Below are 15,334 nucleotides of genomic sequence, written 5' to 3' on the forward strand. Positions count from 1 at the left end.
AAATTATGATTTATACCGAAGCTCACTATCCCTCCATTCTTGCTCATTTTTAGGATGAACAGAAAGCGTTAAGTAACCATTGAGGCTAAGCAAAACTGTGAACAGAAGCAAAACGGTAAGTTTCGGTATAACGTTTAAAAATCATACAACTGGAGATAGTCGCTTCTTAGCCCCAGCTGATTAGGTCGAGCATTCTATCACATTAATATTCAATTTGGCTGAATTTACGACTAAAGAATGCATCGACAACATTTGTTGTGACGATAACGGTGACGTTGACCACGTTAGGTCAATTTTCAACGACGTTCATAAAAAAAGCCCGCATTTGCGAGCTTTTTATTGTAATTGTTGGCTTAACCTAAAGTCGAAAGACTAACGCTTTGTTAGTAGCTCGTTGATTGCACCCAAGAATTGTGACGGATCTTCCATTGAGCCCTTTTCAGCCAGCATCGCTTGACCAAGTAGCAACTCAACCCAACGACCAAACGCTTGCTCGTCTGCTTCGTCAGCCATCTGTTTAACCAGTGCGTGCTCAGGGTTAATCTCGAAGATGTACTTCACTTCCGGTGCCGCTTGACCCGCAGCTTCAAGAAGCTTCGCCATTTGCGTGCCCATTTCGAAGTCGTCAGTCACAACAACCGCAGGTGTTGTTGCTAGCTTGAAGGTCGTACGAACTTCTTTAACACGACCACCTAGGTAAGATTGAGTGCGCTCTACAACAGATTTGAACTCTTCTTCTGTCTCTTTTTGCTTCTCTTTCTCTTCTTCACCTTCAAACTTGCTTAGGTCTAAGCCTGCTTTAGTGATCGATTGGAACTGTTTACCGTCGAAGTCAGTCAGGTAGTTCATTACGTACTCATCAATACGATCGTACATTAGAACCACTTCAATACCTTTAGCTTTGAACTGCTCCAAGTGTGGGCTGTTCTTAGCGGCAGCGTAGCTATCTGCTGTCAGGTAGTAAATCTTATCTTGGCCTTCTTTCATGCGCTCAACGTAAGATTCTAGGCTGATGGTTTGTTCAGCAGAATCCACTTCCGTTGACGAGAAACGAAGTAGACCAGCGATCTTCTCTTTGTTCGCCATATCTTCAGCCGGGCCTTCTTTCAATACTAGGCCGAACTCTTTCCAAAACTCTAGGTACTTATCATTGTCATTCTTCGCCATGCGCTCAAGCATAGTCAGTACACGCTTGGTACATGCGCCACGAAGAGACTGAGTTACCTTGTTGTCTTGCAGGATTTCACGAGACACGTTCAATGGCAGATCGTTTGAGTCAATCAAGCCACGAACGAAACGCATGTAAGATGGCATGAACTGCTCTGCGTCATCCATGATGAATACACGCTGCACGTAAAGTTTCAAGCCACTCTTGTGGTCACGGTTCATCATGTCCCAAGGTGCTTTCGCTGGGATGTAAAGCAGGCTTGTGTAATCGTTCTTACCTTCAACCTTGTTGTGGCTCCAGGTTAGTGGATCAGCAAAGTCGTGAGATACGTGTTTGTAAAACTCTTGGTACTCTTCTTTCTCGATATCAGACTTGTTACGAGTCCAAAGTGCTTGCGCCTTGTTGATCTGTTCCCAATGTTTCTCTTCGGTGTCTTTACCTTCGTCATCTTTCACTGCTGTGAAGATAGAAACAGGAATGCCGATGTGGTCAGAATATTTACCAATCACTTCACGCAGACGCCACTCATTTAAGAACTCTTTACCGTCTTCACGCATGTGCAGAACGATGTCAGTACCACGAGACTCTTTAGTGATGTCTTCGATTGTGTAATCGCCTTCACCTGCAGAGTGCCACTGAACAGCTTCATTGTTCGGCAGGCCAGCTGCACGTGTGCGAACCGTTACCGCGTCTGCGACGATGAACGCAGAATAGAAACCCACACCAAATTGACCAATCAGTTGAGAGTCTTTGCTTTGGTCTTCAGACAGCTTTGAGAAAAAGTCTGCAGTGCCTGACTTAGCAATCGTACCTAAATGCTCAATAACGTTGTCGCGGCTCATACCGATACCGTTATCAGAAATGGTTAACGTGTTTGCTTCCGCGTTGAAAGAAAGTTTTACACCTAGATCTGCATCACCTTGGTAAAGGTCACCGTTCGATAGAGCTTGAAAACGAAGCTTATCAGCCGCGTCAGATGCGTTAGAGATCAGCTCACGTAGAAAGATTTCTTTATTTGAATACAGTGAGTGAATCATTAGATGAAGTAGTTGTTTTACTTCAGATTGAAAGCCACGAGTCTCTTTATTTTGCGTTGCCGTTTCGCTCATTTTTACTCCAAAACATCTATACTTTATGTTGAATAATCATAGGGGCGTAACACTTGATGCCACTCTTCTGTTCATTAACATGAGGATGACAAATGTAAATTCAAGGTCAAAAATCATAAAAACACTGTTTTTTTTATCTGTTTTTATTATCCTTGAGCCTGATAAATATAAAAGAACATAAAATAAGCCATGATTTGGTGAAGAATTAACGGAACTTCACCTGAGATTTGTCTATTTCGCCCCCCAAAACAATCCAAAATAGAAGAATTCAATGAGTAATATCGGCACAAAGTTTATTCTCGCACAACGGTTCGTATTCGACCCAAACAGCAATTCACTTGTCGATCAAATGAGCGACGGTGAAGTCGTACGTCTTGGTAGCAATGAAAGCCGTATTCTCTTGATGCTGTCAGAAAGGCCTAATGAAGTTATCACTCGTAATGAATTGCATGAGTATGTTTGGCGAGACCAAGGCTTTGAGGTGGATGACTCAAGCTTAACGCAAGCCGTATCGACTCTGAGAAAGATGCTCAAAGACTCGACTAAATCTCCTGAATTCGTAAAGACAGTACCGAAGCGCGGTTACCAATTTATTGCGACCGTTGAGCGCTCTGCGCCACTGTCATCAAATGATCAGCCAGTAGCCGCTGAAATTGCAGAAAATGACGTTGAACCTATCCTAACGTTTGCAACGCCTGCAGCGACTGAACAAGCAATCACTGACACATTTGAACCTGAGCCAATTACAAAAGTTCAACAAACTAAAGTGGCAGTAGAACCAGCAACCGCTCCTGTTGTAGCTCCGGCTAAAAGCACCAATAAATGGTTAACATTTTGGTTACTGCTTGCCGCTTTCATCATGCCGATTCTCGTTTTAACGTTTACTACCCCGGTGGAGTCCGAGTTCACGGTTTTGACTGAAGTGGATGGTGTAAAGGTTCAATCACCGGTTAACCACCCAGACCTCAGCAGTTGGCTGCCAGCAATAGAAAAGTGTGTATTAAGTTACAACACGAGTCACACTGGTGTGTTAAAGCCGGCTGAAGTGATCGCTACAGGAGGACAAACCAATAACCTTGCCCTCAATTACATTCACCCGCAAGATTACTCGAGCGAAAATGTAACCCTAAGAATTTACGCAAACCAGTCGGATGTAAACGACATTTGTAACGGTGGTAAGTAACATGAAATTAAAAGTATCGATTATCTTACTGGTTCTATCGGCATTTTTGAGTGGTTGGCTATATTGGAGCAGCAATGCAAAAGTAGAGCGCTTGCTCACTCAGCATGAATGGCAGTCGAGAATGGTGACGCTGATTAGCGATAACAAGCAAGCTGACTCAATCGGCCCACTTCGTAGAGTTGAACTATCATCGAATGCGAAATACCTACCAAATGGTACATATTTAAGAATGTCAGTGGTTAGACTTTACGGTAATCAAACTGAGCCTGCGAATGTCATCAACATCTCTGAAACGGGTCAGTGGGATATTAACGATAACTACTTACTGGTTTCGCCAACGGAGTTTAAAGATGTGACCTCGGCTCAGCGCCAAGACTTTTCAGAAGAACAGCTAGAGCTGATCACTCAAGTCATTAAGATGGACGCAGAGCAAAGCCGCCGCATAGATATTGTTAACCCGAAGGCACTGCTACTGACTAGCTTAAATCATGGTTCTACCGTATTGTTTTCAAACTAAGATTGGATCGCTATTTACTGTTTATGAATAGCTGAATACCATGAAACGGTAAACCAATAGATAAAAGGGGCATGAAGCCCCTTTTTTGTTAGCCGTTGGTATCAAATTACGGATGTAGCATTTTAAGGATTAACCATGAAAACGGAACAACCTAATCTGGCGCCAGCGAAAGAGACAGCAACAAAAGCCACAATCGCGATACACTATTGCCGTCAATGCAATTGGATGCTTCGCTCTAGTTGGTTATGCCAAGAGCTACTGCATACCTTCAGCGAAGAAATTGAACAAGTGAGCTTACACCCAGACACAGGAGGCAGGTTCGAAATCTTTTGTAATGGTGTGCAGATTTGGGAAAGAAAAGCAGATGACGGTTTTCCAGAGGCGAAAGTTCTGAAGCAAAGAGTACGAAACATCATTGCTCCAGACAGAGATCTCGGCCACGTGGACTCAAAATAAGCCTTTCACAGCCGATCCAATGATTTAAAGCTGACCACTCACGAGAACATCACCTTCAAGGCTAATGACTTTGAAGGTATTGTTTTCATAGATGCCATAGCTTGCCGCGTGTCCCTCTCGTGGGAATGTCACCGAGCTAGGGTTAAAGATAAAGATGTCATCTTGGTATTCGGCGACAGGAATATGGGTATGACCGTGTGCAATGATATCGCCCGCCTTCAACGCAGGGCGTTTATTGGTGTTGTACAAATGGCCATGCGTTAGGAAGATACGCTGGCCTGATTCTAATAGCACCCACGAGTAATCCATCATCATTGGAAAAGACAACAACATCTGATCCACTTCGCTATCGCAGTTACCACGAACGGCAATGATCTCTTGAGAAAACGCATTCAACTTATCTGCAACCGCCGGCGGGTTGTATCCTTCTGGAATCGGATTTCTTGGTCCATGATTCAGAATGTCACCCAATAGAACTAAATATTGCGCACCAGATGCTTGGTAGAGTTCTAATACCTTTTCTGTTGCTGGCAGCGAACCGTGTAGGTCTGAAGCAAAAAATAATTTCACACGTACTTCTCCATAAAATTTATGAGCCTATTGTACGTATCTAAATGCTACACGTCATCTCTCGCCATACCATTGATCACGATATTATTGTAACTAACCATACCGACTATCTTGTTATCACGAACTACTGGCGCACGACTGATACCAAAGCGTTCAAACAAGCGAGCGCAATACTTTACGTTCATCTCAGCAGACACGCTTAGCGCTGGCTTGGTCATGATCTCATAAACATTGGTTCGCTTTGGAGATCGGTTCTTAGCCAGTACTTTCTTGGCAATGTCATTCATCAATACGATACCGTATTCGTCATCTTCGTGGCGTTTATCGACAATGATTGCCTTCACTTTGTGCTTTTTAGCCATCTCTATCGCTTCTAACACCGTGGTTAGCCCATCGATAATCACATACGTATTGGCCATGACATCGCCTACTCGGATCTTTTCACTGGTACTCATAGCTCATCCTCCACAACCTTTGTTAACGTCTCGACTTGATGCGCAACCCCGACTGCGTCTTCGATATCGATCTGCACCGCTATACCTTGTCCTGACTCCTGGTCAAACTCGCCGACTTCGCCAATAGTTTCAAGAATATGCCTAGCTAAGTGTTCCTCAACCACAAACAGCAACACATCTTTTTGCACCTCTAACGTTAAGCCGAAGAAGGTGGTTTTTTGGTTTAAGCCTTGCCCTCTGGCGTTATTAATCACCGTTGCTCCAGTCGCGCCCGCATCACGCGCGGCATCGAGCACAGTGTCGGTCTTGCTCTCTTCTACAAACGCTAGGATAAGTTTAAAGCGCATCTTTGCTCTCCTTAGAGGTATGTAAACGGTTTAACCATTGTGTTATTTGGGCATAGCCCATCACTGAAATGATGGGAAATAAGCTGGCAAAGGCGATCAATCCAAAGCCATCAATGACAGGATTTCTTCCTGGTACGGTTGAAGCAAGTCCAAGCCCGAGCGCCGTCACTAAAGGGACTGTCACCGTTGATGTAGTGACGCCACCCGAATCGTAGGCTAATGGGATAATGAGTTTTGGGGCGTAAAAGGTTTGAATGACCACGACGACATAACCAAAAATGATGTAGTAATGGATCGGGTCACCCGCAACGATACGGTAGCTGCCCAGAGAGATACCGATAGCAACGCCCAATGCCACGGCGATCCTCAGCCCATTGACGCTGATACTGCCACCGGAAACTTGGTTCGCCTTAATCGCTACAGCTATCAAAGAAGGCTCGGCTATCGTGGTGCTGAAACCAATACAAAACGCAAACAGGTAAACCCAGTAATAATCAAACCAAACCAAAGCAAGACCAGAACTGATCTTAAACTCAGTCAAAAAGCTTGGCTCGGTGAGTTGCATTGCCATCGTCTCCCCTAGAGGGAATAACGCGAGCTCCAATCCCATCAAAAAGAGTGATAAGCCAAGAATGACGTAGAAGAAACCGATCAGCACTTTGGCTAGGTTATTGACTGGCTTTCGTAATACCGCCAACTGAAAACCGAAGATGATGATCGCAATCGGGATCACATCCATCACAGTGCCGAGAAAGGTGTCGATAAATTGTTGAACACTGATCATGTCACCACCATCCCGTACACCATGACAAACATCATCGGCAGCAACGAAGCAAACGCGATCAACCCAAAACCATCTATCATCGGATTACGCCCTTTAATTGCCGAGGCTAAACCCACCCCTAACGCAGTTACTAATGGGACGGTGATAGTCGATGTCGTTACTCCACCAGAGTCATACGCAATTCCAATGATGTTTTCCGGAGCAAATGCAGTGAGCACGACCACTCCAATATATCCACCGATGATCATGTACTGGATTGGCCAACCTTTTAAGATTCTCAGCACACCGAGTAAAATAGCGATACCGACTGACAGTGCCACAGTAAAGCGCAGGCCATTGGCATACTGCTCCATTTCATCTAACGTATTGGGGGTTACACCTCCCTCAGCTGCCACTTCTGCGGCTTCGGCAGCGACTGCGGTTAACGCTGGCTCGGCTATGGTGGTACCAAAACCCAAACAAAAAGCGAAGATCAATAACCAGAACACACTCCCCTTTCTGGCAAATGCTTGAGCCATCGATTCGCCAATTGGAAACAACCCCATTTCAAGGCCAAAGATAAAGAAAGTGAGTCCAAAAACGACGAGCACTAAGCCAGTCAGAATAGATAAAAGATGAGGAAGTGGCTCTTGTAAGACAGCAAGCTGGAAGAAAGCGATTACCGCCACGATTGGCAATAGATCCCTCAGGCTACCTAACATGGATCGAAACAAAGCAAGCACCGCCGTCATCGCAATTCCTTGTCGCTGATTATGAATTAATAATAATCATGGCAAATCCTTATCATTGCTTATGTGACAAATATTACGCAGTTGGTAACATATCCGAGTAAAGTGCATAAGTGTGATGACGGTACACATCCTGACTTGATGAATTTAATTTCACTCCTTTGTAAATTGAAAAAGGCGTAATTTGGGCATCACACGATTGAAACCTTATGATCGTTATAGTGATTTTTTCGTATTGATTGGCGACTAAAAACAAGCCATGTCTATAATTATGTTTAATAGGGAGATTGGTATGAAGATATTGTTAACGGGTGGTACTGGATTTATTGGCTCTGAATTGGTCAAGAGTTGGAACACTGACGACGTGACATTGCTGACGCGGAGTCCTGAAAATGCGAAGCAAAACCTAAATCACCTCAACCAGAACAACCTTCATTACATTCAATCCCTTGATGAGCTCAGTGATCTCAATGACTTTGATGTGGTGGTCAACCTCGCGGGTGAGCCGATTGCCGATAAGCGTTGGAGTACAGAACAAAAAGAGAGGATCTGTAACAGCCGCTGGCACATCACTGAAAAGCTGGTCGAATTAATTCATGCCAGTAGCAACCCGCCACACGCTTTTATTAGTGGTTCAGCCGTGGGTTACTATGGCGATCAACAGCAGCACCCGTTTGACGAGTCACTGCAAGTAGAAGATGAAAGCTTTCCTCATAAAGTCTGTGCCCACTGGGAAGAGATAGCCAAGAGAGCACAATCAGAAAGCACACGCGTGATACTACTGCGAACAGGGGTTGTACTTGGCGAGAATGGCGGCGCACTCAAGAAGATGCTATTGCCTTATAAACTCGGCGTCGGTGGTCCAATAGGTTCAGGTGAGCAGTACATGCCATGGATTCACATTCTCGATATGGTGAGAGCCATCAATCACTTGTTGTCACTCCCCCACGCTCAAGGGGAATTCAATATGTGTGCCCCTCACCCTGTGACCAACAAACTGTTCAGCAGCACGTTAGCGAAACAATTAGGCCGACCGCATTTCTTATTCACGCCGAAATGGGCAATGTCGATTCTCATGGGGGAATCATCTTGTTTGCTATTTGACAGCATTCGCTCCAAGCCGAAGAAACTCACTGAGATGGGATTCATCTTTAGTTACTCAAGAATCGAGCCAGCACTAAAAAACTTGTTACAACATCAAGACTAATTCTTTACCCTAGAGCGATAGAGACTCTAATAAAGGATTAAGTGTGAACAAGTCGATTCTGATTACCGGTTGCTCAACAGGTATTGGCTATACATGTGCTCATGCACTTCAAAAGCGTGGTTTTCATGTCATTGCATCTTGTCGTGATCCACAAGATGTTCAACGCCTTCAAGATGAAGGCCTAACCTGTATTCAATTAGATCTTTCCAACCAAGAAAGTATTGAGCATGGCGCCAAGCTTGCTATTGATCTCGCACCTAATGGATTGTATGGATTATTCAATAACGGTGCTTACGGTCAAGCAGGTGCGCTAGAAGACTTACCGACCCAAGGACTCAGAGAACAATTCGAAACCAACTTCTTTGGTTGGCATCATCTCGTCTGTCAGATCCTTCCGCACATGCGCGAGCGTGGCGAAGGTCGAATCGTACAAAACAGTTCCGTATTAGGTTTTGCAGCCATGAAGTATCGTGGTGCTTATAATGCTTCTAAATTCGCGATTGAGGGTTGGACAGATACCTTACGATTAGAACTGCATGGCAGCGGTATACAGATCTCATTACTGCAACCAGGGCCAATTGAGACTCAATTTAGAACCAATGCCTTGAAAGCGTTCAATAAATGGATCAACATTTCTGGCAGCGCCCACCAAGACGCTTACCAACAACAAAAAGATCGACTCGAAAAAGAATCATCGAATAACGCTTTTGTCCTGCCTCCAGAAAGTTGTATTGAGCCGGTATTCCATGCTCTCACCGCCGACAAACCCAAGCTAAGATACCGAGTTACGACCCCGACTAAAGTGTTCGCGGTATTGAAAAGGATTCTACCGAGTCGCTTGCTAGACCCTATTTTGAGAAAAGCTGCATAAATTACTAACTTTGAATGCAGAGTCGCAAACTTTAATGTAACGATGTAATTTTTCCGTAACAATAAGATGTCATGATTATCCTATCCCATCAGTTATTCCCAATTGATGGTTCTACTCTGGAAATCTCATGACTTTAAACCGCCTTAATTGGGTAGGTGTGGGTCTGGCAATTACGCTGTTTATACTGTTTTGAGTATCTCACGCAACGCCTCACTGACTACCTCGATGATAACGCTATGCCTTCCATGTTGAGATAACAACTCTATCAACATCGAAGCATAGCGTTTTTCTATTTTTGGTTCTTTTTATCCGAGATAACCGAGTTAGATCTTGAAGTTACCGACTAACCCCCCCATATCTGCAACGTATCCACAAAACAAACCTCAAGGAACGTAAATGCAATCTCCGCATATTGTTGAACTTAATGAGCAGAACTTTCGTCAAGTATTAGAAGGTTCGATGCAGACCCCTGTACTCATCCATTTTTGGGCACCAATGAGCCAAGAGAGCGCCCAAGTCATTCCTGAACTGCAAACTTTAACTCAGCAATACAACGGTGCCTTCACCTTAGCCCTGCTCAATTGCGAACAAGAGCAAGCTATTGCTAGCCAGTTTGGTGTTCAAGCACTGCCCACTATTGCACTGTTTGTTAATGGTCAGCCAGTCGATGGGCTCGGTGGCCCTCAAAGCATAGAAGCTATTGTCGATATGCTCAGCAAACACCTTCCTAGCCAAGATGAACTTGCTTTGCGTCAGGCTCTTGAGCAAATGCAAGCTGGCGAGCACACACAGGCACTAGCAGCAATGCAGCAACTTCCAGCAGAGCTGACGAATAAAGGTGAAGTAAAACTGGCGATCGCAGAGTGTTTGTTAGAAACACAACAATTTGACCTTGCTGAAACTCAGCTAGCAACTATCCCTCTTGAGTACCAAGACAACTACTACAAAGGCTTAGTTGCAAAGCTTGAACTTCATAAACAAGCAGCAGACAGCCCTGAAATACAAGCATTAGAAGCCGCTCTTCAGCAAAATCCGAGCGACGCTAAAACAGCATCTGAATTAGCATTGCAATATCACCAAGTGAACCGCAGTGAAGAAGCTATGGATCTATTATGGTCTTTCCTAGCCAAAGATCTTAATGCTCTCGATGGTGACATGAAGAAAGAGTTCATGGACATCTTGAGTGCGCTTGGACAAGGTAACCCAGTTGCCAGTAAGTACCGTCGACAACTGTACTCTCTGCTTTACTAGTTAAACCTAAAAAGCCGTAGATTAAACATCGAAAATTGACAATTCAATCAATTAGTTTATCGCATAATAGAATGTAAAATGGGCCATAAAATCAATGCTTTATGGCCCATTTCTCGTTTATAAATTTGCTCAGAATTTAAATATGAGCCAGTATCAATACTGAACTATCAAAAACTCAAACTTGCAAAGGATTTTGTATGCCTATTGATACCTTGATTACTATCGGCGTCTTTACTGCCGTCGCACTGTTATTTATCTTCGCTGGCGTAAAAACCGTTCCACAAGGCAACAACTGGACCGTTGAACGCTTCGGGCGATACACACACACCCTTAAACCGGGTCTTAACTTAATCATTCCATTTATTGATAAAGTTGGACAGCGCATCAGCATGATGGAGCGTGTTCTCGACATCCCAGCACAAGAAGTCATCTCCAAAGATAATGCAAATGTGGTTATCGATGCGGTTTGTTTTGTTCAAGTTATCGACGCGCCTAAGGCAGCTTATGAAGTGAATGACCTTGAACATGCGATCCGTAACTTAACCCTCACCAATATCCGTACTGTGCTTGGCTCGATGGAACTGGATGAGATGCTGAGTCAGCGTGACATGATCAATACCAAGCTACTGAACATCGTTGATGAAGCGACAAACCCTTGGGGCGTAAAAGTCACCCGTATCGAAATTAAAGACGTACAGCCACCAGCAGATTTAACCGCAGCGATGAATGCTCAGATGAAGGCAGAACGAAACAAACGTGCTGATATTCTAGAGGCAGAAGGCGTAAGGCAAGCAGAGATCCTAAAAGCGGAAGGCCACAAGCAATCAGAGATCCTGAAAGCAGAAGGTGAGAAGCAAGCGGCAATATTGCAAGCAGAAGCCCGTGAGCGTGCCGCAGAAGCAGAAGCGAAAGCAACAGAAATGGTATCAACGGCGATTGCTCAAGGTGACATGCAAGCCGTAAACTACTTCATAGCACAAGGCTACACCGACGCACTGAAATCAATTGGTCAAGCAGAAAACGGCAAGATCATCATGCTACCACTTGAAGCAACAGGCCTAATGGGTTCTGTCGCGGGTATTGCAGAGATGTTTGCGCATAAGAATGACAAAGGTAGTAAGGACTAACTTATGGTCGAATTACTAGAACAAGTAAACCACTGGCACTGGCTAGCATTTGGTCTAGCACTGCTTGCACTTGAACTGGTTGGAACCGCTGGTTACTTTTTATGGATAGGCATATCTGCCATGTTGGTCGGTGCACTTTTGGGTGCTCTACCAATTGGTTGGCAGATGCAATGGCTGTCCTTTGCAAGCTTCTCATTGATCACGACTTGGTTGTGGTGGAGAAGACAACTCTCGAATGACAAGCAATCGGATGCAGGGCGAGAGTTAAACCAAAGAGAAAAGCAACTGGTAGGTCAAACAACTCGAATCGATACTGACATTAAAAAAGGCAAGTGTCGTATCCGTCTAGGTGATACTACGTGGTCAGCTGTTAGTGCCCACAACTTAAAAGCAGGCACAGAGGTGATCGTCACTGCTGTAGATGGCATAGTATTAACGATTACTCCAACTAAAGAGTAATTCAAGCATTCCTTATCTGAGCCATAAGTAGCCCACTTATGGCTTTTTCTCTACAAGCGAATCAATGATCGGGCAATGGCTATTTGAGTCACCTGGACATTGTTCAATCCACTCTTTCAATGTCTTCTGAATTGCCAAAAGATCTTCAATTTTTTTGTTTACTTCTTCCAGTTTACTAAGCGCTTTCGCTTTAACGTCGGCACTTTCACGACAAGGATTGTCAGCTAATTCAACAAGCGCACGGCACTCATCGAGTGAAAAACCCGCGCTTCTCGCTTTCGCAACTATACCAAGTTCTTTGATCTGCTTCTTGTCGTAGCTTCTATAGCCATTTTCCGAGCGTAAAGGGGCTGTAATAACCCCCTTGTCTTCATAAAGACGAATAGACTTCGTTGATAAGTTAGTAAGTTTAGCGGCTTCACTTATGTTCATGATATTACTCTAATAAGCTGATGTATCTTCGGCATTAATTACCTTTGAGGCGCTAGCAAATAGTACACCTAGAACACCTGAATGCATAATAAATATAATTTAAGAAAATAAAGTCTGCCACTTATAACTGTTTTACCTTCAATAAGGTAAATAACTTGCATTTATAGACACTTATCACAACCAGAAATCAATAAGTTACTGATTGATATATTTAAATTAGCTATTGTTATTTTTCATTGAAAATTTTTATATAACTTTGACCTTTCATCAACCATATACATAATTGAGTATTAAGCATGACATTTGAATGCTGTTTATTTTATTTTTTTGGTAAGTATGAAGGATGGAAAATATGAAACTTGTAACTTTAGCACTAGCTTCAGTGTTTATTTTTTCAGCTCCAGTCTCTATTGCACAAAACAACGCAGGAAAAGTATTTGGTGCAGGTGTCCAGTGCACATTCAGTGACGGAGCGATTAAGCAACTGCCCCGTGAATTGTGCAAAGCGTATGGTGGTAAACATCAATAATGACAATAGGTAGGTTTAAGTTAATCGTTTCTAAGCCTACCTAAACTTATAGAAATCAGCACCAATAAATGCGTCCCAGCCTCTTTGCCACTCTGCTTTGATCATCACCTCCTGAGGCATATCGGCACATTGATCTGTATACCTTGTTCCTTTGATGCCTTTTTCAAATGCTTTGTAGGGATCACAGAACTCTAATTTTCCTTTTTCATAACCGGCAAGATAAGCAGGCTCATCAAACTCCACCTTTTCTTTAATATCAGCCAATGAGTCATTATCGATCACGTAGCCACGGGATCCAAAGCGCTCACCTTGATCATACCAAAATTCAGACGCTGTTTTCGGTGAAGAAGTGCATGCAGCTAAGCTAAAAGCCATTAATATAATGGGAATAATACTTTTCATAAATATCTCCTAAAAGCAAAAAAGCTGAGCAAATGCCCAGCTTTTCTATTTCGTATCTAACTTACTTAACTCCGAAAGGAATTGTTAATGCTAGTTTGAAATCGGTCTCATCATTGAATCCGTTAGAGTAAACAGCCCAATCATTTGCGTTAGTGTCATTGTAGTAGTTAGTGTAGTAGAAGCTGATATTGGCATCTTTCAGTGCACCAGCTTGAATCGCGTAGTTCGCGAAGAAACTGTATGCATACTCTACTAGTTCATCGTAACCATCAGCTTTAGCACCCGCGCCATAAGCACCACTTACACCTGCACTAAAACCAGTACCACCAATATCAGAGAAGTCACGAGATGATGATAGGAAGAACGCATATTCGCCATCGTGGTTAAAGTCAGAACGGTTGTTCCACCAAATATCATAAGCGCCATTAGAGCCACCATAAGCCTCTGTTAAGCGGTATGACATATTACCAACATTGCCACGAGTATCTTCAGAATCAGCAACTGTGTATGTTGCTTCTGCACGGAAGCTGTATTGACCCATAGACATAGATGTCAATAACGCAGTTTGGAATGCTGTGCTATCAAATTGATTGTCATCATCTACTACGTATAATTGAGGAGACCAGTATAGGCCACCATCGGTTGTACCTTTAACTTTAACATGGAAGTTCTTACGGTCACCATCTGTCAGAGCACCGTAACCAACGTCAAAAGAAATACCGTTATCTAACGCATAGCGAGCACCTAATGAGTATACTTCACCAGCATCATTGCCAGCACCATCTTGGAATTCGTAAGTTTCTTTGAACCAAGGAGCTTTGTAATTATCGGCCACAACAAGACCAAGAGAAAGATCACCAAAACTAGCTCCAACTTCACCACCGCGGTATGTACCAGGAGCGAATGACCAGTTGACACCTAATGAGCTTGGTACAGAAGGTTGGAAATAACCGAGCTGAGCATTGACATTCTCGCCAAACTTAAACTTCATGGCTGCTTTTGCAAAGGAAACACCATTATCAGTGTTATCACCACGACCATCTTCCCAACAGTCTGTAGAATAGACTGAGTCACATTGGAAGAAGTTCATCTCGTGACCACCACCCCATTTTCCAGCTTCTTGCCACATATCAAATGTGCTGTATACAACAGCGTCAACACCAACGACGTCCGCTACATAACCAGAATGGAAACCCAAATTCGCAAAAATTGAGCCGTGGTCTAAGTTAGCAGTTTTTGCTGTGTCATTACCGTTTGCATCTTTACCAGCTCGGTCACGAGCACGCATGAAAAAGTTTAGGTTACCGCTAATTGTCGACTCAGCAAAGAACTCTGACGCCTGACTTGCATACTCCGGACCGATTGGGTCTTCAGCCATAGCTGGAGCAGCAGACAGCGCACCTACCATTGCTGCTGTAATCGCAGATACTTTAAAAAATTTGTTTTCCATGGAATAAAACTCCTAAAAATGGATATAGCTGTTTGAATATTCCCCGCCTAAAGTTGGCCGCCGTAGAGAGAAATACCTTTTCTTGTTTGAGAACCCTAAACTCTGAATTCTCTATTTCCTTTCTGGTTATACACATCATGTGCATCCATGGCATTAAGACTAACTTCGCCCTCAAAAAGATCAATGAGAACTTAATTTTCATCTAAAAAAATATGAGTTGGTGCAAATTTAATAGGTACTTAGTGATCCAGATCGATAAATAGAAAAATCCTCACCAAAACAAAATCAA

Annotated in this window: 19 protein-coding genes; 9 read left to right on the top strand and 10 right to left on the bottom strand. The window is 43.5% G+C overall.

What is annotated here, in order from left to right; genetic code table 11:
• Window positions 1-372 precede the first annotated feature (372 nt).
• Window positions 373-2,277, bottom strand: a complete 1,905-nt coding sequence (htpG, locus tag AB6D06_RS02960) for a molecular chaperone HtpG (protein WP_017062201.1) — start codon at window positions 2,275-2,277, stop codon at window positions 373-375.
• A gap of 271 nt (window positions 2,278-2,548) precedes the next feature.
• On the opposite strand from htpG, the gene AB6D06_RS02965 reads away from it, so the two are divergent.
• The 3 genes from AB6D06_RS02965 (at window position 2,549) to AB6D06_RS02975 (ending at window position 4,433) form a co-directional block, all read left to right on the top strand.
• Window positions 2,549-3,460 (top strand): transcriptional regulator, encoded by a 912-nt coding sequence (locus tag AB6D06_RS02965; RefSeq protein WP_017063403.1) that lies wholly within the window; start codon window positions 2,549-2,551, stop codon window positions 3,458-3,460.
• 1 nt (window position 3,461) lies between these two features.
• Entirely contained in the window at window positions 3,462-3,977 is a 516-nt protein-coding gene (locus AB6D06_RS02970; protein WP_017063402.1) for a regulatory protein ToxS, read from the top strand.
• Window positions 3,978-4,112: 135 nt separating this feature from the next.
• The gene (locus tag AB6D06_RS02975) at window positions 4,113-4,433 is read left to right on the top strand and encodes a SelT/SelW/SelH family protein (protein ID WP_017062204.1); all 321 of its coding nucleotides are present in this window, start codon (window positions 4,113-4,115) and stop codon (window positions 4,431-4,433) included.
• Window positions 4,434-4,457: 24 nt separating this feature from the next.
• On the opposite strand, the gene yfcE is transcribed toward AB6D06_RS02975, so the two are convergent.
• From yfcE to AB6D06_RS03000, 5 genes are read right to left on the bottom strand one after another with little or no spacing between them, the layout of a single operon-like run.
• On the bottom strand, window positions 4,458-5,003 hold the full coding sequence (yfcE, locus tag AB6D06_RS02980) for a phosphodiesterase (protein ID WP_017068995.1): 546 nt from the start codon (window positions 5,001-5,003) through the stop codon (window positions 4,458-4,460).
• A gap of 47 nt (window positions 5,004-5,050) precedes the next feature.
• Window positions 5,051-5,458, bottom strand: a complete 408-nt coding sequence (locus AB6D06_RS02985) for a CBS domain-containing protein (RefSeq protein WP_017062206.1) — start codon at window positions 5,456-5,458, stop codon at window positions 5,051-5,053.
• Window positions 5,455-5,805 (bottom strand): P-II family nitrogen regulator, encoded by a 351-nt coding sequence (locus AB6D06_RS02990; RefSeq protein WP_017062207.1) that lies wholly within the window; start codon window positions 5,803-5,805, stop codon window positions 5,455-5,457. The genes AB6D06_RS02985 and AB6D06_RS02990 overlap by 4 nt, the downstream gene beginning before the upstream one ends.
• Window positions 5,795-6,589, bottom strand: a complete 795-nt coding sequence (locus AB6D06_RS02995) for a DUF1538 domain-containing protein (protein WP_017066002.1) — start codon at window positions 6,587-6,589, stop codon at window positions 5,795-5,797. Before AB6D06_RS02995 ends, AB6D06_RS02990 begins: the two co-directional genes overlap by 11 nt.
• Complete coding sequence (locus AB6D06_RS03000) at window positions 6,586-7,320, bottom strand: DUF1538 family protein (protein ID WP_372109924.1); 735 nt, start codon at window positions 7,318-7,320, stop codon at window positions 6,586-6,588. Before AB6D06_RS03000 ends, AB6D06_RS02995 begins: the two co-directional genes overlap by 4 nt.
• A gap of 289 nt (window positions 7,321-7,609) precedes the next feature.
• Here AB6D06_RS03000 and AB6D06_RS03005 point away from each other — a divergent pair, with 289 nt between their 5' ends.
• From AB6D06_RS03005 to AB6D06_RS03025, 5 genes are all read left to right on the top strand, one after another.
• Complete coding sequence (locus tag AB6D06_RS03005; RefSeq protein WP_372056258.1) at window positions 7,610-8,524, top strand: TIGR01777 family oxidoreductase; 915 nt, start codon at window positions 7,610-7,612, stop codon at window positions 8,522-8,524.
• A 43-nt stretch (window positions 8,525-8,567) separates the two neighbouring features.
• The gene (locus AB6D06_RS03010) at window positions 8,568-9,395 is read left to right on the top strand and encodes an SDR family oxidoreductase (RefSeq protein ID WP_017061923.1); all 828 of its coding nucleotides are present in this window, start codon (window positions 8,568-8,570) and stop codon (window positions 9,393-9,395) included.
• Between the two features lie 396 nt (window positions 9,396-9,791).
• A complete protein-coding gene (locus tag AB6D06_RS03015; RefSeq protein ID WP_017061924.1) occupies window positions 9,792-10,646 on the top strand; it encodes a co-chaperone YbbN in 855 nt (284 codons plus the stop codon).
• Between the two features lie 197 nt (window positions 10,647-10,843).
• Window positions 10,844-11,773, top strand: a complete 930-nt coding sequence (locus AB6D06_RS03020; protein WP_017063395.1) for an SPFH domain-containing protein — start codon at window positions 10,844-10,846, stop codon at window positions 11,771-11,773.
• Window positions 11,774-11,776: 3 nt separating this feature from the next.
• Complete coding sequence (locus AB6D06_RS03025) at window positions 11,777-12,232, top strand: NfeD family protein (RefSeq protein WP_372109925.1); 456 nt, start codon at window positions 11,777-11,779, stop codon at window positions 12,230-12,232.
• A gap of 36 nt (window positions 12,233-12,268) precedes the next feature.
• On the opposite strand, the gene cueR is transcribed toward AB6D06_RS03025, so the two are convergent.
• A complete protein-coding gene (gene cueR, locus AB6D06_RS03030; protein WP_102428747.1) occupies window positions 12,269-12,664 on the bottom strand; it encodes a Cu(I)-responsive transcriptional regulator in 396 nt (131 codons plus the stop codon).
• A gap of 352 nt (window positions 12,665-13,016) precedes the next feature.
• Here cueR and AB6D06_RS03035 point away from each other — a divergent pair, with 352 nt between their 5' ends.
• The gene (locus AB6D06_RS03035; protein ID WP_019821234.1) at window positions 13,017-13,193 is read left to right on the top strand and encodes a hypothetical protein; all 177 of its coding nucleotides are present in this window, start codon (window positions 13,017-13,019) and stop codon (window positions 13,191-13,193) included.
• Window positions 13,194-13,229: 36 nt separating this feature from the next.
• Here AB6D06_RS03035 and AB6D06_RS03040 read toward each other — a convergent pair whose 3' ends face one another.
• The 3 genes from AB6D06_RS03040 to AB6D06_RS03050 form a co-directional block, all read right to left on the bottom strand.
• A complete protein-coding gene (locus tag AB6D06_RS03040; protein ID WP_372109926.1) occupies window positions 13,230-13,595 on the bottom strand; it encodes a DUF2799 domain-containing protein in 366 nt (121 codons plus the stop codon).
• 61 nt (window positions 13,596-13,656) lie between these two features.
• Window positions 13,657-15,045, bottom strand: coding sequence for a hypothetical protein (locus tag AB6D06_RS03045; RefSeq protein WP_059019931.1), 1,389 nt, complete (start codon window positions 15,043-15,045; stop codon window positions 13,657-13,659).
• The gene (locus tag AB6D06_RS03050) at window positions 15,026-15,181 is read right to left on the bottom strand and encodes a hypothetical protein (protein WP_004734257.1); all 156 of its coding nucleotides are present in this window, start codon (window positions 15,179-15,181) and stop codon (window positions 15,026-15,028) included. Before AB6D06_RS03050 ends, AB6D06_RS03045 begins: the two co-directional genes overlap by 20 nt.
• Between the last annotated feature and the right edge of the window lie 153 nt (window positions 15,182-15,334).

This window comes from Vibrio sp. 10N.239.311.G01 (genome assembly GCF_041465805.1).
Lineage (GTDB): Bacteria > Pseudomonadota > Gammaproteobacteria > Enterobacterales > Vibrionaceae > Vibrio > Vibrio crassostreae_C.